The 25,398-nt window shown below is 71.0% G+C and carries 20 protein-coding genes and 2 pseudogenes; 16 read left to right on the forward strand and 6 right to left on the reverse strand.

All coding sequences use genetic code 11. The annotated features are described in order from the left end of the window. Positions 1-30: 30 nt before the first annotated feature. The 12 genes from SGA01_RS28780 (at position 31) to SGA01_RS28835 (ending at position 15,883) form a co-directional block, all read left to right on the forward strand. A complete protein-coding gene (locus SGA01_RS28780; RefSeq protein WP_141299889.1) occupies positions 31-1,362 on the forward strand; it encodes an ABC transporter substrate-binding protein in 1,332 nt (443 codons plus the stop codon). After that, positions 1,362-2,327 carry a carbohydrate ABC transporter permease gene (locus SGA01_RS28785; protein WP_141299891.1) on the forward strand — a complete coding sequence of 322 codons (966 nt, stop codon included), beginning with the start codon at positions 1,362-1,364 and terminating at the stop codon, positions 2,325-2,327. Before SGA01_RS28780 ends, SGA01_RS28785 begins: the two co-directional genes overlap by 1 nt. After that, positions 2,324-3,211, forward strand: coding sequence for a carbohydrate ABC transporter permease (locus SGA01_RS28790; protein ID WP_141299893.1), 888 nt, complete (start codon positions 2,324-2,326; stop codon positions 3,209-3,211). The genes SGA01_RS28785 and SGA01_RS28790 overlap by 4 nt, the downstream gene beginning before the upstream one ends. Continuing rightward, the gene (locus SGA01_RS28795; RefSeq protein WP_141299895.1) at positions 3,208-5,982 is read left to right on the forward strand and encodes a helix-turn-helix transcriptional regulator; all 2,775 of its coding nucleotides are present in this window, start codon (positions 3,208-3,210) and stop codon (positions 5,980-5,982) included. Before SGA01_RS28790 ends, SGA01_RS28795 begins: the two co-directional genes overlap by 4 nt. Positions 5,983-6,116: 134 nt before the next feature. Then, positions 6,117-6,953 carry an alpha/beta fold hydrolase gene (locus tag SGA01_RS28800; protein WP_141299897.1) on the forward strand — a complete coding sequence of 279 codons (837 nt, stop codon included), beginning with the start codon at positions 6,117-6,119 and terminating at the stop codon, positions 6,951-6,953. Positions 6,954-7,055: 102 nt separating this feature from the next. Beyond that, the gene (locus SGA01_RS28805; protein ID WP_141299899.1) at positions 7,056-8,141 is read left to right on the forward strand and encodes an LLM class flavin-dependent oxidoreductase; all 1,086 of its coding nucleotides are present in this window, start codon (positions 7,056-7,058) and stop codon (positions 8,139-8,141) included. After that, a complete protein-coding gene (locus SGA01_RS28810; RefSeq protein ID WP_141299901.1) occupies positions 8,138-8,752 on the forward strand; it encodes an FMN reductase in 615 nt (204 codons plus the stop codon). The genes SGA01_RS28805 and SGA01_RS28810 overlap by 4 nt, the downstream gene beginning before the upstream one ends. Before the next feature lie 60 nt (positions 8,753-8,812). Beyond that, positions 8,813-11,677, forward strand: a complete 2,865-nt coding sequence (locus tag SGA01_RS28815; protein WP_141299903.1) for a helix-turn-helix transcriptional regulator — start codon at positions 8,813-8,815, stop codon at positions 11,675-11,677. Between the two features lie 137 nt (positions 11,678-11,814). After that, the gene (locus tag SGA01_RS28820) at positions 11,815-13,062 is read left to right on the forward strand and encodes a PucR family transcriptional regulator (protein ID WP_141299905.1); all 1,248 of its coding nucleotides are present in this window, start codon (positions 11,815-11,817) and stop codon (positions 13,060-13,062) included. Between the two features lie 138 nt (positions 13,063-13,200). Next, positions 13,201-14,052: an alpha/beta fold hydrolase gene (locus SGA01_RS28825; protein WP_174867534.1), complete on the forward strand. Its 852-nt coding sequence runs from the start codon at positions 13,201-13,203 to the stop codon at positions 14,050-14,052. A gap of 149 nt (positions 14,053-14,201) precedes the next feature. Beyond that, positions 14,202-15,002: a helix-turn-helix domain-containing protein gene (locus SGA01_RS28830; protein ID WP_229918533.1), complete on the forward strand. Its 801-nt coding sequence runs from the start codon at positions 14,202-14,204 to the stop codon at positions 15,000-15,002. Between the two features lie 167 nt (positions 15,003-15,169). After that, positions 15,170-15,883: an alpha/beta fold hydrolase gene (locus tag SGA01_RS28835; RefSeq protein WP_141299911.1), complete on the forward strand. Its 714-nt coding sequence runs from the start codon at positions 15,170-15,172 to the stop codon at positions 15,881-15,883. Positions 15,884-16,215: 332 nt separating this feature from the next. On the opposite strand, the pseudogene SGA01_RS28840 reads toward SGA01_RS28835, so the two are convergent. Both SGA01_RS28840 and SGA01_RS42310 read right to left on the reverse strand, forming a co-directional pair. Further along, positions 16,216-16,377 (reverse strand): annotated as a pseudogene (locus SGA01_RS28840) (AI-2E family transporter); the annotation flags it as partial. A 149-nt stretch (positions 16,378-16,526) separates the two neighbouring features. Further along, the gene (locus tag SGA01_RS42310; RefSeq protein ID WP_229918532.1) at positions 16,527-16,970 is read right to left on the reverse strand and encodes a baeRF2 domain-containing protein; all 444 of its coding nucleotides are present in this window, start codon (positions 16,968-16,970) and stop codon (positions 16,527-16,529) included. Between the two features lie 1,418 nt (positions 16,971-18,388). Here SGA01_RS42310 and SGA01_RS28850 point away from each other — a divergent pair. Continuing rightward, positions 18,389-18,853, forward strand: a complete 465-nt coding sequence (locus SGA01_RS28850) for an FCD domain-containing protein (RefSeq protein WP_141299913.1) — start codon at positions 18,389-18,391, stop codon at positions 18,851-18,853. Here SGA01_RS28850 and SGA01_RS28855 read toward each other — a convergent pair. Next, entirely contained in the window at positions 18,850-19,131 is a 282-nt protein-coding gene (locus tag SGA01_RS28855) for a hypothetical protein (protein ID WP_141299915.1), read from the reverse strand. The genes SGA01_RS28850 and SGA01_RS28855 overlap by 4 nt on opposite strands. A gap of 144 nt (positions 19,132-19,275) precedes the next feature. On the opposite strand from SGA01_RS28855, the gene SGA01_RS28860 reads away from it, so the two are divergent. Continuing rightward, on the forward strand, positions 19,276-20,538 hold the full coding sequence (locus tag SGA01_RS28860) for an alpha/beta hydrolase (RefSeq protein ID WP_229918531.1): 1,263 nt from the start codon (positions 19,276-19,278) through the stop codon (positions 20,536-20,538). Positions 20,539-20,676: 138 nt separating this feature from the next. Here the strand turns inward: SGA01_RS28860 and SGA01_RS28865 are convergent, their stop codons facing one another. Then, complete coding sequence (locus tag SGA01_RS28865) at positions 20,677-22,947, reverse strand: MMPL family transporter (protein WP_141299917.1); 2,271 nt, start codon at positions 22,945-22,947, stop codon at positions 20,677-20,679. Positions 22,948-23,122: 175 nt separating this feature from the next. Between SGA01_RS28865 and SGA01_RS28870 the strand changes: the two genes are divergently transcribed. Both SGA01_RS28870 and SGA01_RS28875 read left to right on the forward strand, forming a co-directional pair. Beyond that, positions 23,123-24,295, forward strand: coding sequence for a sensor histidine kinase (locus SGA01_RS28870; protein WP_141299919.1), 1,173 nt, complete (start codon positions 23,123-23,125; stop codon positions 24,293-24,295). Beyond that, positions 24,270-24,932 (forward strand): response regulator, encoded by a 663-nt coding sequence (locus tag SGA01_RS28875; RefSeq protein ID WP_141299921.1) that lies wholly within the window; start codon positions 24,270-24,272, stop codon positions 24,930-24,932. Before SGA01_RS28870 ends, SGA01_RS28875 begins: the two co-directional genes overlap by 26 nt. Positions 24,933-25,032: 100 nt before the next feature. On the opposite strand, the gene SGA01_RS28880 is transcribed toward SGA01_RS28875, so the two are convergent. Both SGA01_RS28880 and SGA01_RS28885 read right to left on the reverse strand, forming a co-directional pair. Further along, positions 25,033-25,242 (reverse strand): hypothetical protein, encoded by a 210-nt coding sequence (locus tag SGA01_RS28880; RefSeq protein ID WP_229918530.1) that lies wholly within the window; start codon positions 25,240-25,242, stop codon positions 25,033-25,035. Next, a pseudogene (locus SGA01_RS28885) lies at positions 25,188-25,361 on the reverse strand (transposase); the annotation flags it as partial. The pseudogene SGA01_RS28885 and the gene SGA01_RS28880, both read right to left, overlap by 55 nt. Between the last annotated feature and the right edge of the window lie 37 nt (positions 25,362-25,398).

Raw genomic sequence — 25,398 nt, forward strand, 5'->3', positions numbered from 1 at the left:
CTTCGGCGGGCGATCGGAGGAGCTACACCCATGAGGTTCGGCGCGAGGCTCGCGCTCGCCGGCATCGCCCTCGCCGCCCTTGCCACCGCCTGCGGTGTTCCGCAGGGCAGTGGTTCGCAGTCGCACACCGCCGTGGACTGTGGGCCGTACGCCAGGTACGGCGAGCACCCCGGCACCAAGGTCACCGTCTACGCGGAGAACCGGGACCGGGAGGCCGACCTGTTCGAAGAGACCTGGGCGGACTTCGCGGACTGCACGGGAATCGACGTCCAGTACGAGGGCGACGGGGAGTTCGAGGCCCAGATCCAGCTCCGGGTCGACGGCGGGAGTGCGCCGGATGTGGCGTTCTTCCCTCAGCCCGGGCTCCTGGAACGCTTTGCGCGGGCGGGGAAGCTCAAGCCCGCGAGTGCCGGGGTCGTGGCCCTCGCGAAGCAGGGATGGTCGGCTGACTGGAACAGCTACGCGACGGTGAACGGCACCCTCTACGGCACGCCGCTGGTCGCGAACGTCAAGTCGTTCGTCTGGTACTCGCCGAAGTTCTTCCGCGACAGAGGGCTGAGCCTTCCCCGCACGTGGTCCGAGCTAATGGCCGTGACGGAGAAGGTCGCGGCGTCGGGTGTCAAGCCGTGGTGCGCGGGCATCGAGTCCGCCGAGGCGACCGGCTGGCCCGTGACGGACTGGATCGAGGACGTCCTGCTGCGCCAGCAGGGCACGGACGTCTACGACCAGTGGGTCGCCCACAAGATCCCGTTCGACGATCCGCGGGTGATCAAGGCCATGGACACCGTGGGGTCGATTCTCAGGAACGACCGATACGCCAACGGCGGTTTCGGCCCGGCCCGGTCGATGGCGTCGATCTCCTTCCAGGAGGCCGGCACACCGATTCTCTCCGGCGACTGCGCGATGCACCGCCAGGCCTCGTTCTATGCCGGTCTGTGGCCTGAGGGCACCGAGATCGGACCGGACAAGGACGTCTACGCCTTCCTCCTGCCGGGGGCCGACCCGGCGGGCCGGCCCGTACTGGGTGGTGGGGTGTTCACCGCGGCGTTCGCCGACCGTCCCGAAGTGCGGGCCTTCCAGGAGTATCTGGCCTCCGGGGACTTCGCGAACGCGCGTATGAAGAAGGGCCCGTTCGTCTCGGCGAACAGGGGCGTGGATCCGGCGAACGCCGCGACACCGGTCGACAGGCTCTCGATCCAGCTGCTCCAGGATCCCAGGACACAGTTCAGGTTCGACGGTTCGGACCTGATGCCCGCGTCGGTCGGCGCCGGGACGTTCTGGAAGGGAGCCGTCGACTGGATCGGCGGCGCGAACACCCGGCAGGTCGCCGACTCCATCGAACGGTCCTGGCCGAGCCACTGATGTCGTTCGACGCCGTCGCCCAGCAGCCCAAGCTGCTGTACCTGCTCCAGGGCGTCGCCGCCTTCGCGGCGGTGGTCTCCCTGATCCTGCTTGCACTGCACCGGGGTCCGGTTCGGAGAAGGGCCGCGGCCCTTCTCCTGCTCGCCCCCGCGCTGCTGCTGCTCACGGTGGGTCTCCTCCTGCCCGGTCTGCGCACCCTGGTGCTGTCGTTCACCGACAGCGGGGGAGACGCGTGGGCCGGCTTCGACAACTACGTGTGGATGATCACCGACCCCCGGGCGCTGGTGGTGCTGCGCAACACCCTGGCGTGGGTGGTGCTCGTGCCGTTGCTGGCGACCTCGGTCGGTCTGCTCTACGCGGCGGCCGTCGTACGGTCGCGGTTCAGAGCGTTCGCGCTGTCCCTCGTCCTGATGCCGATGGCGATCTCCTTCGTCGGCGCGGGTGTCGTCTGGAAGTTCGTCTACGCCTACCGTCCCGCGGAGGCCGGGCAGATCGGGCTGCTGAACCAGCTCGTCGTCGCGTGCGGCGGCGAACCGAGGCAATGGCTCGTGGACTCTCCCTGGAACGTCCTGTTCCTCATCGTGGTGATGGTGTGGACACAGGCGGGCTTCGCGGCGTTCGTGCTGGCCGGCGCGATCAGGGCCGTTCCCGGAGAGCTGACCGAGGCGGCCCGACTCGACGGCGCGTCCCCCCGGCAGATCTTCTGGCGGATCACCATGCCGTCGATCAGGCCCACTCTGCTCGTCGTGGTCCTGGCCCAGGCGATCGGCACCTTCAAGGCCTTCGACATCGTCAAGACCATGACCGGCGGACAGTTCGGCACGGGCGTCATCGCCCACGAGATGTACGACCAGGCCTTCCGCTACGGCGAGACGGGCCGCGGTGCGGCACTCGCCGTGCTCCTCTTCGTCCTCGTCACGCCCTTCGTCGCCCACCAGGTCCGGGCACAGCGGAGGGCAGCGTGAACGGCGTCCGGGAGCGTCTGGCCTCCCGCGCCTTCACGCCGATCGCCGTGGTGATCGCGGTCCTCTGGACGACACCGACCCTCGGCCTGCTGCTCTCCTCGTTCCGCCCCGAGGAGGAGATCAAGACGACAGGCTGGTGGACCGTGTTCGGCACGCCGCACCTCACGCTCGACAACTACGGCGAGGTGCTGTCCGGCGGCGGGAACGGGTCGGGGCGGCTCTCGGAGTACTTCGTCAACTCCGTCGTCATCACGCTTCCCTCGGTGCTTTTCCCGCTCGTGCTGGCGTTCTTCGCGGCGTACGCCCTGGCGTGGATCGACTTCAGAGGGCGGGACGCGCTCGTCGTCGGCATCTTCGCGCTCCAGGTCGTGCCGCTCCAGATGGCGCTCGTCCCCCTCCTGAAGCTCTTCTCCCAAGGCTGGCTGTTCCTGCCCGCGTGGAACCTCACCGGTCCCGCGCGGTTCGGCCACGTCTGGTTCGCCCACACGGTCTTCGCGCTGCCGTTCGCGGTGTTCCTCCTGCACAACTTCCTGGCCGGGCTGCCCCGGGACCTGATCGAGGCCGCCCGCGTCGACGGGGCGTCGCACGGGACGCTGCTGCTCCGGGTCGTGCTGCCCCTGGCCCGCCCGGCCCTGGTCACCTTTGCCATCATCCAGTTCATCTGGGTATGGAACGACCTCCTCGTGGCACTGACGCTGTCGGGCGGAACGGCCGAGACCGCGCCGATGACGGTCAGACTGGCGAGCTTGGCCGGGACGTACGGCAACGAATGGCAGCGGCTCACCGCAGGAGCCTTCGTGGCGGCGTTCGTCCCGCTGCTCGTCTTCATCGCCCTCAGGCGGCACTTCGCACGGGGACTGCTCGCGGGATCGGTGAAGGGATGAGCCTCGACCGGCCCGAGGGAAAAGGCACGACGGTGCCCGGGAGCACGGCGCTGAGCCGGCCGGGGCTGCGGGGCCGCGAAGCCGAGTTGCAGCGGCTGCGCGCCCTGATCGAGGCGGTGCGCGAGGGCGAAGGAGGGGCGATCGCGATGCTCCTGGGCGAGCCCGGGATCGGGAAGACCGTACTGCTGCAGGAGACCGTCTCGGTCGCGCGGGCTCACGGGTTCGTCGTCAGCCATGGACGCGCCGAGGAACTGCACGAGCTGGCACCGCTCGCCTCACTGGCCTCCGGCCTCCTGCACGGTGACCCGCCGCTGCTGTCCAGCACGGACTTCGCAGACCTTGCGGGCCATCACGACCAGCGCATCTGGCTCGTCGAACGACTCGCCCAGCTGATCGAGGAACGCTCGGCGGGCACACCCGTACTGATCGCGGTCGACGACGTCCAATGGGCCGACCCGCTGAGCCGGTTCGCCCTGAGTGTCATGCCGGCACGGCTGCTCAGCTCCCCCGTCCTCTGGCTGCTCACGGGCAGGAACGACCCGGAACTGTACGGGCAGGGGCCGCGGACGACGACCCTCCCCCTCCGGCCGCTGTCCGACACGGCCCTGGCCGAGCTGGCACGGGACGTCCTCGGCGGGGACGTGCCGACGCAGGTCGCGGAACTTCTCGACGGGGCGGGAGGCAACCCCTTCCTCGCGGCCGAGATGCTCATGGGCATAGCGGCGTCGGGCGCGGGCGTGGACGAGCCGGAGCCGCCGGAGCGGCTGGTCCTCGGTGTACGCGACCGGCTGGCCGACCTCCGGCCGGACACCCTCCACTTCCTGCGGATCGGCTCGGTCCTCGGCCGCGCGTTCTCGCTCGCGGACGCAGCCGCCCTGTGTGGCCGGCCCGCCTCCGGACTCAGCGCCGAAGTGGACGAGGCGATCGCGGCCGCCCTCCTCCACGACGAAGGCGAACGCCTCCTGTTCCGCCACGACCTGCTCCGCCAGGCGGTGTACGCCGATCTCGCCCCTTCCGTACGCCGGGCGCTGCACCGGGAGGCCGCGAGCCGGCTCGTCGCAGCGGGCCGGAGCTCCACCGACGCGGTGCCGCATCTGCTGAAGAGCGCCGAACCCGGCGACCAGGAGGCGATCGGGCTGCTCGGCACGGCCGCCACGGACGTGATCGCCGTGATGCCCGACCTCGCCGCCGACCTGGCCGTACGCGCCCTGGAACTCGTACCGCCCCATGCGTCCATGGTGTTCGACGTGGGAGAACGGGCCATCGTCGCGCTGACCCGCGCGGGCCGGTACACCCAGGCACGGGATACCGGCGACACGCTGCTCGCCCGGCAGCCGCCCCTGGACGTCTTCGCCCGACTGCAGTCCGTACTCGGCGACACGCTGTGGCACCTCGACGACATCCACGAGCTGACCCGACGGTCGACGGCAGCACTGGCAGCCGTCACCGACCCGACGATCCGCGCCCGGCTCACCGCCCGACAGGCCCTCGCCCGGTCCCGCGGGCGCGACCTCGGCGCCGCACGCGAGACCGGCGAACGGGCACTCGCCGAGGCGGAGCGGTCCGGTGACCGGGAGGCCCGTGTCCTCGCGCTGTGGGGCCTCGGCGAGATCGCCCTCAACGCGGGCGACTGCGCGGCCGCCGCCGAACACCACACAGCGCTGAGCGTGTTCGACACCGCATTCCTGCCCGAGGAGGCCGTCGCCCGGATCCACATGGACGACTTCGACACCGTACGGCGACTGCTCCGGGCTGCGGGCGACACTCCCCTGCGCCCCGCCATGCTGATCTGGGCCCAGGCAACCCTGAACATGGGGCTAGGCCGGCTCGACGACGCGGACGCCGACCTCGTCACCGCCGAGCGGCTCGAAGCGGATCTCCACGTGCCCGGCAACCTGGTCAACATCCGCGTCAACCGCGGCCTCCTCGCGATGCTGCGCGGCGACCGCGAAGCCGCGCGGGAACACCTGGACGTCGTGCGGGCGACCGTGGCCGAGCGGCCGAACACGGGCAACCACGCCACGCACCAGTACTTCGAGGCCGTCGTCGCCGACGGCGACGGCGACCACGCGACAGCGGCCGAACTGGTCCGATCCGTGCAGCGTGACCATCCCTTCCTCCGATGGCGGCTCCTGCGCCCCCATGTCGTCCAGGCCGTGAGGATCGCCCTGCGCGGCGGGGACCGGAACCTGGCCGAGGACCTCGCGGCCCAGGCCGCCGAACACGCCACCCGTAACCCTTCCGTGCCGACCGCACAAGGGACGGCCGCCCACGCGGCCGGCCTGGTGAACGCCGACCACGGACTCCTGGAGCGGGCGGTCCGCATCCTCCTCACCGGCCCCCGGCCGCTGCCCCTCGCCGCCGCATCCGCCGACCTAGGGCGCGCTCTTCTTGCGGCAGGCGACGCCGCTGCGACACCCACCCTGACCAGGGCGCACGACATCTACGCCCAGGCGGGGGCCGACGCCGAGGCAGACCGGGTCCGGGCCGATCTGGAACGGGCCACAAGCCGTACCGGCCGACGCTCCGGAGGCCGCCGGCCGCGCCTCGGCCAGGGCTGGGAAGCGCTCACGGCCTCGGAACGCAAGGTGGCCCGGCTGATCGCCGCGGGTCACACCAACCGGTCGGCCGCGGAGGCCCTCGTCGTCTCCCCACACACGGTCAACACCCATCTGGCGTCGATCTTCCGCAAGCTCTCGGTGCGCTCAAGGGTCCACCTGGCCCGGATCGTGCTCGCGGAGGGCGACGCCGGAACGGCGACCGGCGACTGAGTGACCTCTGCGCCCGCGTGCAAGGTGTGGTGCGCGGCGCGTCAACAGGAGGCGCGGGACCGGTCCTAACGTGACGGGCATACCGCGCCGCTTCGACGCGCGGACCAGCCGACCCGAATCGAGGAAGCATCCCCATGCCGTTCATTACCGTGGGCCAGGAGAACACCAACCCCATCGAGCTGTACTTCGAGGACCAGGGTGCCGGGCAGCCGGTCGTCCTCATCCACGGCTTTCCGCTCGACGGCCACTCCTGGGAGCGCCAGAGCGCCGCGCTGCTCGATGCCGGCTACCGCGTGATCACGTACGACCGCCGCGGTTTCGGGCAGTCCTCCCAGCCGACCATCGGCTACGACTACGACACCTTCGCGGCCGACCTGAACACCGTGCTGGAGACCCTCGACCTGAAGGACGCCGTCCTGGTCGGTTTCTCCATGGGCACCGGAGAAGTTGCCCGCTACGTGTCCACGTACGGCTCCGCCCGCGTCGCCAAGGTCGCCTTCCTGGCCTCCCTGGAGCCCTGCCTGCTCAAGAGCGACGACAATCCAGCCGGCGTCGCCCCGAAGGAGTTCTTCGACGGAATCGTCGCCGCCGTCAAGGCCGACCGCTACGCCTACTACACCGCCTTCTTCAACGACTTCTACAACCTCGACGAGAACCTGGGCACCCGCATCAGCGAGGAAGCGGTCCGCAACAGTTGGAACACCGCGGCCCGCGGCGGCTCCTTCGCCGCGTCCGCCGCGCCGTCGACCTGGTACACCGACTTCCGCGCCGACATCCCGGCCGTCGACGTGCCGGCCCTGATCCTGCACGGCACCGCCGACCGCATCCTTCCGGCCGAGGGCACCGCGCGCCCGTTCCACAAGGCGCTCCCGTCGGCCGACTACGTCGAGATCGAGGGCGCCCCGCACGGCCTGCTGTGGACCCACGCCGATGAGGTCAACACCGCCCTCCTCGCCTTCCTGGCGAAGTGACGCCGCACCGTTGCCCCGCCGGGTGACGCCGGAGCCCCCGGCGTCACCCCGGCCCCGGTTCCCGGCGCGGGAACCGGCCGAGCTCAGGAGAGCAGACACCCCATGCAGTTCGGCATATTCACCGTCGGGGACGTGACCCCCGACCCCACCAACGGCAGTGTTCCGTCGGAACGCGAACGCATCAAGGCGATGGTCGCCATCGCCCTCAAGGCCGAGGAAGTCGGCCTGGACGTCTTCGCGACAGGCGAGCACCACAACCCGCCGTTCGTCCCGTCGTCGCCGACGACCATGCTCGGCTACATCGCCGCCCGCACCGAGAAGCTGATCCTGTCCACGTCCACGACGCTCATCACCACCAACGACCCGGTGAAGATCGCCGAGGACTACGCGATGCTCCAGCACCTGGCCGACGGCCGGGTCGACCTCATGCTGGGGCGCGGCAACACCGGTCCGGTCTACCCGTGGTTCGGCCAGGACATCCGGCAGGGCATCAACCTCGCCAAGGAGAACTACGCGCTGCTGCGCAGGCTGTGGCGCGAGGACGTCGTGGACTGGGAGGGCACGTTCCGTACGCCGCTCCAGGCCTTCACCTCGACACCCCGGCCGCTGGACGGCGTCCCGCCGTTCGTCTGGCACGGATCCATCAGGTCTCCGGAGATCGCGGAGCAGGCCGCCTTCTACGGCGACGGCTTCTTCCACAACAACATCTTCTGGCCGGCCGACCACACCAGGCGCATGGTGCAGCTCTACCGGCGCCGGTTCGCGCACCACGGCCACGGCCGGCCGGAGGACGCCATCGTCGGCCTGGGAGGACAGGTCTTCATGCGCAAGAACTCCCAGGACGCCGTGCGGGAGTTCCGCCCCTACTTCGACAACGCTCCCGTGTACGGCCACGGCCCGTCGCTGGAGGACTTCACCGAGCAGACCCCGCTGACGGTGGGCTCTCCCCAGCAGGTCATCGACCGGACCCTGTCGTTCCGGGAGACCGTCGGCGACTACCAGCGCCAGCTGTTCCTGATGGACCACGCGGGCCTACCCCTGAAGACCGTCCTTGAACAGCTGGACATCCTCGGCGAAGAGGTCGTGCCCGTCCTGCGGAGGGAGTTCGCGAAGGGACGTCCGGCCGACGTGCCGGAGGCCCCCACGCACGCGTCCCTTCGAGCCGTCCGGGAGGTGTCCGCCGCATGAAACTGATCGTCGTCTCCGCGGGGCTGAGCACCCCCTCCTCCACCCGCCTGCTCGCGGACCGGCTGGCCGAGGCGGCCCGCGACGAACTCGCTGCCCAGGGACAGGCGCCGTCGACCGAGGTCGTGGAGCTGCGGGAACTGGCCGGCGACATCGCCAACCGCCTCGTGACCGGGTTTCCGCCGCCGCGACTGAGCGCCGCGATCGACGCAGTCACGGCGGCTGACGGCCTGATCGTGGTGACTCCCGTGTTCGCGGCTTCCTACAGCGGTCTCTTCAAGTCCTTCTTCGACGTGATCGATCCGGACGCCCTCTCCGGGAAGCCGGTCCTGATCGCGGCGACGGGCGGTACCGCCCGCCACTCCCTGGTCCTGGAGCACGCCGTGCGCCCGCTCTTCGCCTACCTTCGCGCCGTCGTCGTCCCCACCGCCCTGTTCGCGGCCTCCGAGGACTGGGGCTCGGGGGGAGACGAGTACACCGACGGCCTTCCCGGCCGCGTCCGCCGGGCGGGCGTCGAGCTCGCCGCGCTCATGGCGGCGCGCCCGGTCAGTGAAGAGCCCGAGGACGACATCACCGTCCTCGAACGGCAACTCGCCGACCTGCGCTTCGACTGAGACGGGCCCCTGGGCCGGGCGACGGCGGGGTGGTTCATATGGTTCATACTGTTCCGCCGTATGAGCGTGAACCGAGTGACGACAAGGACCGTGCCCGAGGAACCCGAGGGTGTACGGACGCCCCTCCGCGGCAGGGACGCCGAACTGGCGTTCATCGAGGCGCGGCTCGACGCGCTCGACCGGGGCGAAGGCGGGATCATCCGCGTCGAAGGCCCCGTCGGCATCGGCAGGTCCAGGATCCTTGCGGAGGCCGCGGCAGCCGCGAGGCGGCGCGGGACGAGGGTGTTCGAGGGAGCGGCGGACCCCGACGAACAGTTCGTGCCGCTCGGCCCGCTCCTCGACGGTCTGCTCTCCGGCGAGGAACCGCTGTCGGGCGCCGTCCGCCTCAGGGACCTCGCCACGACACCCGGCCAGCGCTTCTGGCTGCTCCAGGAACTGGGGGACCGCCTGCGGGAGACGGCTCGAAACGGCCCCCTGCTCGTCGTCCTCGACGACCTCCAGTGGTGCGACGACCTGACCCTTCTCACCTTCAACACCCTCGCGGCCGGACTCTCGTCGCACGCCATCCTGTGGCTGGTCGCCGTGCGCGGCGGCAGCGTGCCGTCGGGAGTGCGCACGACCCTGGACAGGATCCGGCAGGCAGGCGCACACGAGCTGGTGCTGGGAGCGCTGGACGACCAGGCCACCACACGGATCACCGAGGACGTCCTCGGCGCCGCTCCCGACCCGGACATCCTCCGCGTCGCCCGCCGCGCCGAAGGAGTCCCACAGCTGCTGGTCGAGCTGCTCGGCTCGCTGCGGGAGGCGGTGACGATCGAGAACGGCACGGCCAGGCTGTCGGCCGGACCCCCCGCCCCACGGGAACTCCCCTCTGTCGCGCGCCGCCTCGACCAGCTGTCCGACGAGGCACGAGAACTGGTGCAGACGGCGGCCGCCGTGGGCGGCCCGGTCACCGTCGCGGTGCTGGCCGAACTGCTCGGCAGGTCCTCGGCGGCGCTCATCACAGCGGTCCGGGAATCCCTCGACGCCGATCTGCTCACCGAAAGCGGCGATCGCCTCGCCTTCCGCCACGACCTGATCCGCGAGGCGGTGGAAGCCGGCCTCCCCCTGCCCCTGCGTCTGGCCGTGCGTGATCAAGCCGCCGAGCTGCCGCCGGGGAGCGCGGCCTCCGCTGTCGAGCATCCCGGGCCGTCGGCCGGGAGAGCACCGGCAGATGCGGCGGAGGCCGGGACGGGAGACGCGGCGGAGGCCGACCGGCTGCGCACCGCCGCGGCGGAGTACGCGGCCACGGCTCCCGGACCCGCTGCGGAACGCAGCCTCAAGGCCCTGGAACTCACCTCGGCGGACGCTCCGGAGCGGCCGCGGGTCCTCGCCGAGACGATCCCGCTGCTCTGGCAGACGGGCCGGGCCGCCCAGGCGCGTGAACTGGGAGCCACCGCCCTGGCGGCCGGCGGTCTCGGACCCGAGGACGAGGCGCTCATACGCCTGGCCCTGGCACGCCTCGCCGTACAGTTCGACTTCTCCGAGGCGGTCCGGCAGGCCCGAGCCGGGGCGGCACTGCCCGGGATCTCCCTGACCACGAGGGGGCGACTGCTCGCCATGCTCGCCGTCGGCCTGTCGATGTCGGGCGAACACGCGGCGGCCGAGCAGGTCGCCGCGCAGGCGTGGGACACCGCGGCGGCAGCGGGGGACCGCACCGCCGAGGCCACGCTGACGACGGTCCGCTCGGCCGTGAGCTTCCACCGCATGGACCTGACCGAGGCGTTCCGGCAGGCCGAGAGGGCCGCCGCGCTGGCCGACGCCCTGGGCGTCAGCACCTCGCTGTGGGTGCCGGAGGCCCTGTGGCACGCCCTCCTGTCGAACACCACCGGACGCACCGCGGAGGCGCTCGCCGTCGCGGAGGAGGGCATCCGGATCACCAGGGAGCAGGGCCGGACGGCCGCCACCCGCATGTGGCTCATGACCCGCACCCGCATCTATCTGGAGACCGGACGGCTGTCGGACGCCCGGGCCGACGCGGAAGCCGCGTCCCCGGCGACCGACGAACCCGGCCCGGGCAACCTCGCCGATGTCACGCTCCGGTACGTGATGCTGCGCGTCGCCCTCCACACCGGCGACCGGCAGACCGCGGAGGCGTACGCGGCGCAGGCGAGGCGCATGCGGAGCGACGACGCACCCGTCGTCCGGCACTTCGGCACCTGGATGCTGGCGCTGATGGCCGACTACGAAGGCCGGCCCGACCGCGCCATGGCCGAACTCGACGCGGTGATGACGTCGCCCGCCGCGGACCGGCCCGCCTACGCCGGCCTGATCGACCCGGCCGACGCCCCGGTGCTCGTCCGCCTGGCGCTGCGCGCGGGCAGGCACGAACGGGCCGTGCAGGCGGTCGCCATGGCCGAGAGGCGAGCCGTGCTCAATCCCGACCTCCCGTTCCTCGCCGCCACCGCCGCGCACGCCCGGGGGCTCCTCGACAACGACCTCGCCCCGCTCGTACGCGCCGTCCGGCTGTACGAGGACTGTCCTCGGGTACTGGCCCGGGCGTCGGCGCTGGAGGACACCGGACGCAAGCTGGCGGCCACCCGCAAGCCGGAAGCGGTCCCGTACTTCGAGACGGCCCTCGCGCTCTATGTGCGAGCGGGCGCCGAGAGGGACGTCGCACGCGTCCGCCGGCGTCTGCGGGCCGCTGGTGTCCGCCGCCGGCCCTCGACGGCCGGACTCTCCGGGGCATGGCCCGAGCTGACGGCCGCGGAGATACGGGTGGTACGGCTCGTGGCACAAGGGCTGACCAACCAGCAGGTGGCCGAGCACCTCTCCCTCTCGCCGCACACGGTGAGTTCGCACCTGCGCCGGGCCTTCACCAAGCTGGACATCACCTCGCGCGTGGAGCTGACCCGGCTGGTGAAGCATCGTGACAGCGGAGAGTAGTCGCTTCGTATCCCCTGTGGGCGTCATGGCAATGGACGATTCGTGTGATGTGCCGACGTCGTCGCTTCCTCAGAATGATCAAGAGCCGCGGAATGGAGAAGTCCGCGGGGAACCATTGGTCGAGAGAGGAACAGCGCATGACCGTAAGGCTCCAGCGAGCCCGCCCCGGCAGCCCCGAGCTCCAGGCGCTTGTCGACGAGCTCGCGGAGCGGCTCGGCCGGTCCGTCGCCGTCGACGACCCGTTGGTCCGCATGGTCTGCACGAGCCGCCACTTCGGCGACGAGGACCCGGTCCGCATCGGCACCCTGTTGCAGGGCCGCGCCGACAACGCGACGATCCGCTACGTCCTCGCCCAGGGCGTGACCCAGTGGCCCCGGGCCGGATTCATCGACGGCCGTGACGATCTCGGACTGCTGCCCCGTTACGTCGTACCCCTGCGCGTGCGCGGGCATCTCCTCGGACTGCTCCTGGTGGTCGTGCCCGAGAAGACGCTCGCAGAGCACGAGACGCGTGCCATCGCCCGGGCCGCGGACGCCATGGCCGCCCAGATGCACGGAGAACACATCGCCACCGACACCCGGAAGGCCGACGAGCGGGACCTCGTCCTCGAACTCGTCGGCACCGACGTCGCCGCCCGTACCGCCGCACGGCGGCGAGGCAGGGAACTCGGACTGCTCGGAGCAGCCGAGCACGTGCTGGTCACCGTCGTCCAGCTGAGCTGCGCGACCGAGCTCGTGCGGCAGTCCGAGGCGGCCCTGTGGGGGGCGCTGGAGGGGTTCCGGCAGACGCGCTCGGCCCAGGGCCTCATCGCGATCGGCAAGGAGCGGGCGACAATGCTCCAGCTGCGCGATCGCCCACCCGGCCAGGACGAGGTCACCGCACAGTCCGCTCGCATCCTGGACGAACTCCGCACCTTCCTGGGGCCGGCGGCGGACCCCGTGATCGGCGTCGGCGGCCGGCACCCTAGCCTGGACGGCGCATGGACGTCGTACGAGCAGGCGCTCGTGGCGGCACGCGCGGCACGCCGGCTGCCCACCTTGAAGAGCGCCGGTGACTGGGATCTGCTCGGAGAGCTCGCGGTGCTGCTCCAGCTCCCCGAGCACGCCCTGAACGCGTCTTTGGTTCCTAAGCCGCTCCTTACCCTGAGCGACACTCACGGCGGCGACCGCCTGCGGGACACCCTGCGCTGCTTCCTCGAACACGCGGGATCGATTCCCCGGACCGCGGACACGCTGGGAATCCACCGCACTTCGCTCTACTACCGCCTGCGCCAGATTCAGGAGGTCACCGGACTGGACCTCGACGACGGCGCCCACCGGCTCACTCTGCACCTCGGCCTCAGGATCGAGGAACTCCTCGCCCCGGGCGGCGACGGGGCCGTCTGACCACGGACTCGCTTCGACAAAGCGAGGAGGATTCACGGCCCGATTCCTACAGCTCGCGGTGGTGCGGGCGGCGGGCTCCATTCGATGATGCTCGTGACGGGCGGGGACGATGTACCGCCTCTGACCAGGGGAGAGGTCATGAAGGAACTGACTACGACGGACGGCGCACGGCTCGCGTACCAGGACACCGGCGGCGAGGGCGTCCCGCTGGTGATGCTGCACGGCTGGGGGCAGACGCAGGCGATGTTCCGCCACCAGATCGAGGGGTTGGCGCCCGGCCGTCGCGTCGTCACCGTCGACCTCCGCGGTCATGGGAAGTCCGGCAAGCCTCGTCACGGCTACCGCATCGCCCGGCTCTCCCGCGATGTGCTCGAACTCGTCGAACATCTCGGTCTCGACCGTTTCGACGCACTGGGCTGGTCCATGGGTGTCTCGGTGTGGTGGAGCTTCATCGACCAGTACGGGACCGGACGGATCCGGCGCTTCGTCGCCGTCGACCAGCCCGCGGCGGTCGCCGCCGTGCCCTGGATGACCGAGCGGGAACAGCGGGACTCCGGTGCCATCTTCGATGTGTCGGGGCTGTTGTACCTGGGCGCGGCCCTCGCGGGTCCGGAGGGCGACACGGTCCGCGCCGACTTCGTGCGCGGCATGTTCTCCGGCGAGCCCGACCCCGAAGTGCTGGCCTTCGTCGGCGAGGAGATCCGGTCGACACCCGCCTACGCGGGCGTACCGCTGCTGTTCGACCACTGCGCGCAGGACTGGCGCGACGTGCTTCCCCGGATCGATGTGCCGACCCTGGTGATCGGCTGTGAGGGAAGCCATGTGCACCCCGATTCGCAGCGCTTCGTCGCCGAGCGGATTCCCGGCGCACGCCTGCACGTCTTCGCCTCCGACGTGGCGAGCTCGCACTTTCCCTTCCTGGAGAACCCGCCGGCCTTCAATGCCGTGGTGGAGAAGTTCCTGGCCGAGGAGCCGGCGAACGGGGCGTGAATCCGCCCTCCGCCCGCACGCACCTACGGCTAGGACTCCCCATGACCCCCACACTGATGTCTCGTGCGCCCGAACGGGTGCCCCGGCAAGTGCCCGATCCGACCTCGCCCTCCTCCCGCTCGGGGTGGCTGGTCCGGATGCTTTCCGAGATGCCGGAGACGAACGACCGGACCCACGTCTACCTCGGCGTCCATGTCCGTGGGCCCGTCACCGTCGTCCACGAGCGCGCCAAGACCCTGTTGGAGCCGAACGACCTGGTCTTCTGCGACCCGGCCCGACGGCATCTGCTGCAGTTCGGAGAAGACTGCCAGATGATCTTCTTCCGGGTGCCCCGGTGCTATCTGGGCGTCACGGAGTCGGAACTGAACCAGGTGCTCGGCGTACCCGTACGCGGCGGGGAGGGGATCGGGGCGCTGGCGTCCGACTTCCTGACCGCGCTCGCCGCCAAGGCGGAGTTCCGGCGGTCCACGATCGGGGACCGGCGTGCCCGGACGGCCGTACACCTCCTCTCCGTCCTGGTCATGGAGCTCCTCGAAGCGGACACGACGGACGAGGCCGACAACGCGTCCGGGACCGTCAACGAGATGCTGTCCCGTATCCACGGCTACATCGAGGAACATCTGATGGACCCGGACCTCTCACCGGAGTCGATCGCACGTGCCCACCACATCTCCGTCCGGTACCTGCAGAAGCTCTTCCAGAACGACGGCAGCACGGTGAGCCAATGGGTGCGGCAGCGCCGGCTCGAGTTCTGCCGGCTCGAACTGGGCCGCTCCAACCGGAGGATCACCATGGCCGCGGTGGCACACCGCTGGGGCTTCAGCAGCCCCTCGCACTTCAGCCGCACGTTCCGCGGGGCCTACGGCATGAGCCCCAGCGAATGGCAGGCGCTGGCGACGTCGGCCTTCGCGCCGACGACTGCCGACACCCAGGACGAGCGAAGGCGCTGAGCCGCGTGTGCGCCGTCATGACAGCGCGGAGGCGCACACGTACAAGAGGTGCCACTTCCACGGCTCTACCGTGAGCAAGAGTCGCACGGACCTCTTGCCGGGTCCGGGCCGCCCTAGACCGTCGTGACGACGCCCCCACGTGGCCCGACACCGAGAAGAGAACTCGCATGACCAACCCCACCGTCGTCCTCGTGCACGGTGCCTTCGCCGACGCGACAGGCTGGATAGGCGTCATCTCGGAACTGCGGAGCAGCGGTATCCCGGTGATCGCTCCGCCGAACCCGCTGCGGGGGCTGACGTCGGACGCCGCCTACCTCACCTCCGTCCTCGCGCAGGTCGACGGCCCAGCCGTAATCGTCGGCCATGCCTATGGCGGTGCGCTGATCACCGTGGCCGGCACCGCGGAGAACGTCGTCGCGCTGGTCTACGTCGCCGCCTACGTGCCCAACGAGGGCGAGAGCCTAGGCCGGCTCCAGGCGAGCTTTCCCGAAACCCCCCTGACGGGCAACCTGAAGGAGTGGACGTACCCGCTCCTCGACGGTGACTCGGCGGTCGAGGTCACCATCGAGGAGACGGCCTTTCCCTCCGTCTTCGCGGCGGACCTGCCCGAGGACGTCGCCGGCGTCCTGGCGACGGCCCAACGCCCGCTCGCCACGGCCGCCTTCACCGAGACCGCGTCCGCGGCGGCGTGGCGGACCAAACCGTCCTGGGCCCTGGTGGCCGGGGCGGACCGCACGATCAGCCCCGAGGTCCAGCGCTTCGGCGCCGCACGGGCCGGAGCCGTCGTTGTCGAACTTCCGGACGCCTCCCACGCCGTCGTCCTCTCCGAGCCCACACAGGTCGCCGACCTGATCAGGGACGCGGTACGGGCGGCGAGCTGACCGGCCGACCTCCGCGACGACAGGAGCGGGACCGGCCGACTCCACCGCCGTCCAGGACCAGCCATGGCCGGCTACGACGCCTGCTGTCGGCACGAAGCTGCGGTGGGATCTCGCTGCGGATGAGGCTGGGCAGGAGGCTCTGCTGGGTCTGGCCCCTGGCAGATTGAGCATGATGGCCTGATCGCCTTCTTCTCGGAAGTCTTCGAAGATCAGTGGAAGCGCGCCGAACCGTGGTTGGGGGGTGCCGACAGCACTCCGCCGGTAGGGACTACCACCCCGATGACTGACTTCGGGCCCGCACAGCGGGACTAGCGGGCGGCCCGTCGTTCGGGTCACGACGTGACGGGGGAGGGAGTGTGTGCCTCGTCGGGGTCCGGTTCCGGCCCTTCGCCGCTGAGCTGCTCACGCAGGTAGTTCCAGAACACCGCGATGAGCGCGGCCAACGGGACGGCGAGCAGACTGCCCACGATGCTGGCCAGTCTGCCGCCGAGCGTCGACCTCGCCGAGCGGTTCCCGGCGAACAGGTCGGTGCGGTCGTCGACAGATACCACCTGTGGTGGGACCCGTACCTGGCCACTCAGATCGCACGGGCCGGCACGGTGGGCGGATCGCCTCCTGCCAGGTCTGCGACTGGACCCTGCCCCTACCCGCCGACGCCCTGCCCGGCCGCGGCCACGTCGGCGACGGATGCATCGACTTCCGCACCCTGACCGACCAGGTCACCGTCGCCGGCTACACCGCCGCGCTGGAGGGCGGCCACAGTGGCGGCCAGCCCCTCCGTTACGGGTCCGTCCAGGGCACGCCGGCCGACGAAGATGTCCACGAGTTCCCGGTCGTGCGCGGCCATGCGGCCGCGGAAGACTCCGTCGAGCTGCGGTTCCAGCAGGGCGCGTCCGGTGTCGGTGGGGGTCCGGCCGCCCACGCGTACGACCTTGTCCCGAAGGGCGTGCGGCAGGCGGCGGACAAGTACGTTGCACGCCCACTCGTCACCGCCGACGACGACGGCGTCGGCGTCGGCGTCGGCGTGCCGCGCCCGTTCGTCCAGCCGCTGGCCGAGCCGGGGGGCGGTGCGGTGCCAGGTCGCCACCGCGACCCTGCGATGCAGCCATGTAAGGGATCTCCGGAACGTGCTGGGTGATGAGGGGCATCGCGTCCGGCAGGGTGCTGTAGCGCGCGGAGTCGTGCTCGGGCGGCCAGGGAAGCTCCCCGTTCAGGACGAGCATGCCGTGGGCGGCGAAGAGGGTCTGCCCGTGCACCCCGGGCACCTCGGTGTCGGTGCCGACCACCTCCTCCAGAACGTTCAGCAGCCTCCGGTCCGCGCCCTGACGGGACAGGCTCTCGCGCAGCCGCTGCCACCGCAGCGCGATCGCCCGCTCGGGATGCTCGATATTCCGGGACGTATCCAGGTACACGGAGACGTACGGGCCCGGCTCTGCGTAGACGGGCTCAAGGAACGACAACCTCATCGCCACTCCTCGTCGATCGTGCCGATGGTCTCCCCACCTTCGATGATGCATGTCCCAGCGGGCGACGGAGCCCGACGAGCACAGAACGGTGGTGGCACAGCAGCCGCTGATCTGGTCCCGGCATGGTCCCGATCTTGGTCACGGCGCCGGCTCGCCATCCGGCTACCACGGCCGCCGCAAGGCGCGCCGCCCCGCGGACAGGGGGGCGGTCGAGGGATGACTCACGGGTGGCAGTGGCGCTCGATCAGGTCAGGCAGGCGTCCGGGGTGCCGACCACGTCACCCCATCAGGGACTCGGTTCGCGTGAGTTCTCCCGTGATGTCCAGAGAGGTCAAGGCCCCTCTATCGGTACGCCGCGCCCCTGGTAACGCTTGGGAGACCTCATGTCCGTTCGAATGGCCGCGGCGGGTCACGGTGACCCGTCGCGGCCATCAAGTCCCGCGTCGTGATCACGAGGTTTCGCCATGAGTTCAGTCAGTTGCCCACGAGTGTCGCGAAAGTCCCTGCTCGCTGCCGGTACCGCCGTCGGGCTGCCCGGTCCGGTGGCGGTGCCGGCTGCTGCGCTCGCCGAGGCGCCGGGTTCCAGGCCGATCCTGTTGGAGCCGCGCCGTTCGTGGCGTGGGCGGGTGGGGTGTGGCTTGTCGAAGGCGACGTAGAGCTGGACCACCTCGCGGGGGAAGCGGCTTCCGGTGTTGGTGATGGTGGCCTCGACGGTCCACCGTCTGTCGCCGGTCGCGGTGGTCTCCAGGTCGTCGTAGGCGAGGGTGGTGTAGGTCAGGCCGTGGCCAAAGGGGGACGCGATCGGAACGGCGAGGGTGTCGTAGTGGCGGTAGCCGACATAGAGGCCTCGGGGGATCGTCGAGAGACACCTCTTCCTCGAACACTACTGGCGCCGCACGGGTGGGCATGCCGGCGGTGCGTGGATCGTCGAGGACGCACCACACGACCTTCCGGAGGATCACGACTGGTTCAGGAGCGGTTCCTCCAGGCCGCGGCGAAGGCGAGCGGCTGGTCATGGGTTCGGAAGACCGCCCTGATCGTGCCCGTCATTGTGTTGCTGGGCGTCTACGTCACGTACGCCCTCAATCAGAGTGCGGCCCGTCGGGAGCGGCGAGCGAAGACCCTTTCCGAAGCGCTGACCGCAGTGGAGGAGTACCTGGAGATGCCGTACAGATCGCGCCGCCGCACGCGGGCGTGCAGGCAGGGCTTCACCCACGCCGAAAGCGGCGCGATCGACCGGCTGTCGGAGCTGAACACGAGCTGCCACCGTGCACTTGCCGAGGCGACCGGATACCGCATCCTCGCCGACCTGACCGAACAGCTGCTCCTGACCATCCGCCGCTACCGCGCCGTGGCGCCGATCGACGAGATGAACTGGCGCTCGGTGATCGAGCACGACGGCATCATCGGCGCCCTGCGTCGTGGCGACGCCACAGCCGCGGCTGACGCCGCCCGGGCACACACGGTGGCACAGGCGCGACACGAGGTGGGTGGCGACGCCTAGGACTTGTCCCTGCGATCACCTTCGGATCCAGATGACGAGGGCTGCTGCGATTGCGGTACCGAGGTAGTCGTAGCGGCGCTTGCTAGTTCGCCGAAGGCGAGTTCGGTGTTGGGGCGGCAGGCGTCGTCGAGCCGCTTGTAGGCGGCCTCGTCGCCGCCGTAGCACGGGATCTCGGCCCTCACCCGCCGCGCCATACCGTCCCAGAGCTCCCTTGCCCGGCCCAGGAGTACGGCCACGACGGGCTCCATCTCCGTGGGCGGGCTCGGTGTTCGGCTCATGGGCCGCGGACTGCACAGCCGGACGCCGGCCCAACCCGCCTCCGCCCGACGGGGATTCCCCGGTTCCGGGGTGGGGCTGGCCGCACCCCCGGCCGGGGGACCGTCGGATGTCCCGGTGATCAACGGATCCGTAGCGTCGTCGTCATGACCCACACCACGACCCGCACCCGCTTCCGACAGGCCATGCGGCGCAGGCGAGTACGCCGGTCCCTGGCCGCCGCGACCGCCGTCGTACTCGCCGCCCTTGCCGCCACCCCGGCAGTCGCCGCGTCCGAACCCCGCCCGGCCCAGCAGAGCATGGGGCGCGGGGCCCTTCTCGGTGTCACTCCCGTCGCCGACCTGAGCCGGGCCGAGGTCGCCGCGTTCCTCAAGGGTGCCGACATCGACCCGGCGACCGTGCGCCACGGTGTGCGCGGCTACCGCCTCACGTACCGGACCCTGACCCCTCGGGGCGAACCGACCGCTGCCACCGGCCTGTTGGTGCTCCCCAAGGGTGGCGAGCGCCGGCTCGACCTGGTGGCCGACACGCACGGCACGATGGTCCACCGCGACTACGCGCCGTCCGTCGCCGAGGACTTCGGGCTGTACGCGCCCTATCTGCACGCCGCCGCGGGCCGCGCCGTCGCCGCACCCGACTACCTCGGGCTCGGCAAGGGCCCCTGCCTCCACCCGTACATGGACACCGCCTCCTCCGTCTCCGCCTCGCTCGACATGCTGCGGGCCTCCCGAACCGCCGCACGTGCGCTGGGCAGGCCGCTCACTGGAGACGTGTACGGCACCGGGTTCTCACAAGGCGGCCAGGTCGCCATGGCGCTGGGCCGCGAACTGGCGCGGGGCGCGGACCGGCACTTCCGGCTGCGGGCGCTCGCGCCGGTCGCCGGACCGTACGACCTGCAGGGCGCCGAGATCCCCGCCCTGCTCGACGGCCGCGTCAACGACATCAGCGGTGTCTTCTACATGTCGTACTTCCTCACCGCGCAGAACCGGCTGCACCCCGTCTACGACAACCCGGCCGAGGCCTTCCGGCAGCCGTACGCGGGGTACGTGGAGGAACTCTTCGACACCCGGCACACCGAGGAGAACATCGTCACGAAGCTGCCCGGCTCGGTGAAGGAGCTGCTGACCGACGGCTTCTACGAGCGGCTGCGGCGCCCGGACGGAGGCCTGCTGGCCGCGCTCAAGGCACAGGACGGGACCTGCGACTGGAAGCCCGACGTGCCCGTTCGGCTGCACAGCGCGGCCGGCGACACGGATGTGCCGATCGCCAACTCCATCAGCTGCGCCGCTGATCTGGCCCGCAACGGTGTGACGGCCCCCGTGGTCGACCACGGAAAGGCCGACCACAACGGGTCTTTCAAGCTGGCGGGACCCCAGATCGTGCGCTGGTTCGACACGCTCGCGCGCTAGGGACTTTCAGGCCGATCATGTTCGGAGCCAGCTGGTGAGCGCTGCTGCGCTTGCGGTGCCGAGGTAGACGCAGCAGCGCTTGTCATACCGGGTGGCCACCGCTGAGGTGCCGGACGCCAAGGACGGGCAGGAGTTGAGTCAACGGTCGATCAGCCGTGGACTCGGGGCCTCACCCGTGGATTCCGCGTCGGTGTCGGCGGTGCCGACCGGGCCGTGGGGAAGCATCCGGTCCAGCCACTTCGGCAGCCACCAGTTGGCCCGGCCGAGGAGTGTCATGGTCGCCGGTACCAGCACCATGCGTACGACCGTGGCGTCGATGAAGATCGCGGTGGCCAGGCCGAGCCCGAACATTTTGGTCGAGGGGTCCTCGGCGACGGCGAAGGACAGGAAGACCGCCACCATGATGAGGGCGGCCGAGGTGATGATCCGGGCGGTGCCCGAGACGCCCTCAACGATCGCCGTGCGGTTGTCGCCGGTGCGCAGGTACTCCTCGCGTACGCGGGAGAGGAGGAACACCTCATAGTCCATCGACAGGCCGAACAGGATGGCGAAGAGGAACATCGGGATGAACGACACGATCGGAACCGTCGCTTCCAGCCCGATGAGTGCGCCTCCCCAGCCCCACTGGAAGACCGCGACCATGATGCCGTAGGACGCGCCGATGCTCAGCAGATTCAGCAGTACCGCCTTGAGCGGTACGAGTACCGAGCGGAAGGCCAGCATCAGCAGCAGGAACGACATCGCCAGCACGGCGGCGACGAACACCGGCAGGCGTTGGCTGGTGCGTTGGCCCACGTCGGACAGGCTCGCGGCGGCGCCGCCGACGTGGGCCCTGGCCGGGCCGTTCCCGATCGCCGTGGGCAGCACGTCGGTGCGCAGCCGGGCGATGGTGTCGGCCGTGGCCTTGTCCTGAGGGCTGGTGGTCGGGAACACCACGAGGGTCGCGATGCCGGTGGCCCGATCGATGTGCGTCGGCGCGACGGATGCGATGCCCGGATCCGCCGCGACCGTTGCGACGAGTCGGTCCAGCACTCCCGGATCACCGGTGGGGTCCGCGGCGATGACGAGGGGGCCGTTGGTGCCCGGGCCGAACCCCTCGGCGACGAGGTCGTAGGCCCGCCGCTCGGTACGGCTGTGGGGCAGTGAGCCGTCGTCGGGCAGGCCGACGCGCAGGCCGAGCACGGGCAGCGTCGCGGTCAGCAGCAGCCCCGCCGCGCCGACCGCGTACGGCACCGGGTGCCGGCTGACGTGCCCGATCCAGCGACGCCACCCTGAGGCCTGGGCGGCGCCTGCCACCGGGTCCCGCCGCCGTGCGAGTCGGCCCGGCTTCCTGGTCTGCAGAGCCCGGCCGATCCGGCCGGTCCGGGCCAGGCGTGGGCCGGCGGCGCCGAGGAAGGCCGGCAGCAGCGTCACCGACGCGACCACCATGATCAGAACGACGATCGAGACGGCGATCCCGCCCACCGTCATGAACGGTACGTTCGCGACCGCCAGGCCGAGGATCGATACGACGACGGTGCCGCCGGCGAAGACCACAGGCCTCCCCGCCGTGGCCACCGCTCGCCCCGCCGCCTCGCGGGGATCGAGCCCGCGCGCGAGGTACTCCCGGTGTCTGGCGAGCACGAACAGCGCGTAGTCGATGCCCACTCCGAGCCCGACCATGCTGCCCAGGACAGGGGCGAAGGTCGGGACGTCCGTCACCCCCGCCAGTACCGTCATCGTGGCAACCCCTACGGTCAGCCCGAAGACCGCCATGCCGATCGGCAGCGCGGCGGCGACGAGCGAACCGAACGCCAGGAACAGGATCGTGGCCGCGGCGAGGAGGCCGATCAGCTCGCTCGCGCCGCCGTCGGGGGCGGAGAAGGCGTAGAAGAGGCTCCCGCCCATCTCGATGCGCAGGGGCAGCTCGGCGCGCAGCCGGTCGCCGAGGTCGACGAGGGCGTCGAGGTCTTCGGCCGACAGCCGGCTCTGGTCGGGGTACTGCACCCGGACGACCGCGATCCGCCCGTCGGCCGAGACAAGGCCGCCGCGCACGGTGGTGTCCCCGCCTGCGCCGAGTGCCCCCGCCGGGTCGCTCGTGCCGAGCACGTGCGGCAGCCGCCGCACCTCGGTCTGCAGCCGTGTGAGAGCGGTGCGCGCGCTGCCGTGGTCGAAGAACGTCGCATCGCCGTCGAGGGGGGTGACGACCACTTGGGCGGTCATGCCCTCCTGGCCGGTGCCGGCCCGCTCGATCAGTTGCGCGGCCCGTTGGGAGTCCAGTCCCGGTGCGGTCATCGAGTCCGCGGTCCGCCCGCCGACGGCGATCGCGGCGAGGACGGCAAGCGTGGCGGCGATCAGCCATGCCGCGATCACCCGCCAGGGATGGCGGGCGGCGCTTGCGCCCAGGCGCAACAGGGCTTTCGAGAGCATCGGGTCCTCCAACCACCTCGTCGGCCGTCCTTGTACGGCCTCCGATGTCGAGGTTCGTCGCCACGGCGCTCTGCGGCATCGGCTCGCGGGCCGCGGATCCGTCGGCCCCAGGGCTGAGTGACACCCCGTCCTTTCGGCCGATGCGCGGCACGGCGGGGCCCCTAAGCTGAGAACCGTGCTGCGAGACGACCTGCGAACCCTGTGGACCGAACCCCGGCCGCCCGACGCGCCCGCCCGGGTGTGGCGGGACTGGGCGCTGCTCGCCGCGAGCCTGGGCGCTGTGGCGCTGGAGGCCACCCTGCGCGAGAACGTCGTGTGGCGGCCTGTGGCGGTGGTGTTCGCCGTATGGCTGTGCCTGCTGCCCCTGTGGCGCCGGACCCGCCCACTGGCGATGGTCACGCTGGGGTTCGGCTCGGTGATCCTGCTCCAGCTGGCCTCGCTGGTCGCCGCACCGCGCGAGCACGTAGGTCTGGACACCAGCATGGTCGTGCTCGTGCTGGTGTACGCGCTGCCCCGGTGGGGATCGGGACGGGAGATCGTGCTGGGCAGCGCGGTGATCCTCACGACCTTCGCGGTGGGGGTCGTCGCAGATGACACCCCGGCCGCCGAACAGGTCGGGGGCTTCGTCTTCCTGTGGCTGCCCGGCTTGATCGGGGCCGCCGTGCGGTTCTGGGGGACCGCTCGCGAGCGGCAGTTGGAGCAGCTACGCTCCCGCGAACGAGAGCAGCTCGCCCGGGAACTGCATGACACGGTGGCCCACCACGTGTCGGCCATGGTGATCATCGCCCAGGCGGGCCGGGTGCTCGCGGGCACCGACCCGTCCGCCGCCGTCGAGGCGCTGGACGGGGTCGAGGAGGAGGGGGCGCGCACGTTGGAGGAGATGCGCGCCATGGTCGCCGCGCTGCGCGACCGCGGGGTCGGCGCCGAGCTGGCGCCCCCTGCCGGCGTCGCGGATCTGGAGCGCCTGGTGCGCACCCCGGGTGGTCGCCTCAGGGTCGACCTGGGGCTCGACGGCGAACTGGACGCGCTGCCACCGGCCGTGGACGCCGCCGTCTACCGGATCGTGCAGGAGTCGGTGACCAACGCGCTGCGCCATGCGGTCGACGCGACCGAGGTCGTCGTCCGGGTCGCCGCGGAACGGCACACGGTACGGGTGAGCGTGCGGGACAACGGCCGGCGCACCGGCCGGGGTCGCGACGGATACGGACTGACCGGACTGCGCGAGCGCGCGACGCTGCTCGGCGGCACACTACAAGCCGGCCCCGGCGCCGACCAGGGCTGGCATGTCGAAGCCGAACTGCCGAGAGGGAGGATCGAGAGCGGTGCCCATCCGCGTTCTCGTCGCTGACGACCAGACCATCATCCGCACCGGGCTGCGGATCATACTGAACGCCCAGCCCGGCATCGAGGTGGTCGGCGAGGCCGCCGACGGACAGGAAGCGGTACGTCTGGCCCGCGAACTACGCCCCGACGTCTGCCTGTTCGACATCCGCATGCCCGTGATCGACGGGCTCGAGGCCACCCGGTTGGTCGCCGGCCCGGGCGTCGCCGACCCGCTGGCCGTGGTCGTCATCACCACTTTCGACCTCGACGAGTACGTCTACGGCTCACTGCGTGCCGGCGCCCGCGGATTCCTCCTCAAGGACACGGGACCGGACCTTCTGGCCCAGGCCGTACGGTCGGCGTCCGACGGGGAGGCGCTCATCGCGCCCAGCGTCACCGTCCGGCTGCTCCAGGCATTCGCGGACCTGCCCGCCGGCCGGCCCGTGGCCCAGCCGGTCGCCCCCGTCACCGCCCGCGAGGAGCAGGTGCTCCTCGCCGTCGCCCGCGGGCTGACCAACACCGAGATCGCCGATGCACTGCACATCAGCCTCAGCACGGTGAAGACGCATCTGGCCAGCCTCATGGCCAAACTCGGCGCCCGCAACCGGGTCGAGATCGCGATGTGGGCCTACGAAACGCGCCGTATCCTCCCCGGAACCTGAGCCGGGTGCCGGGCCATGTCCCCATCCGGTGGCCGCTCGGAAGGAGCGGCCACCGGAACCCTGGTCGCGTACCAGGACGACGGGGGAGCAGGTGCTGCCGTCAGTCGGGCAGGCCGACGGCGCGTTCGCCGCTGCGGCGCTGCTGGATGACGACGGCGAGGACCAGCAGGGCGCCCTGGGCGACGTTCTGCCAGAAGGAGTTGATGCCTTCGACGGTGAGACCGTTCTCGAGGCAGCCGAGCAGGGCCACGGCGAGGAGCCCAGCTCGTCCGGCAAGTCCCGCCAGGGCGAGCCGGTGCGGTACTTCCACGCGATGGCCTCCAGTGTTCGGCGGTGGTTGGCCCATCGCCGACCGTGGACCGGATCAGCCGGCATCAACGGCTTGATCCGGCCCCACATCGCATCAGTGATCACCAACCGGACTGACACATCTGATCAACCGACGAGCAGATCAAGGAGACACGCT

The organism is Streptomyces gardneri, from assembly GCF_006539185.1.
Lineage (GTDB): Bacteria > Actinomycetota > Actinomycetes > Streptomycetales > Streptomycetaceae > Streptomyces > Streptomyces gardneri.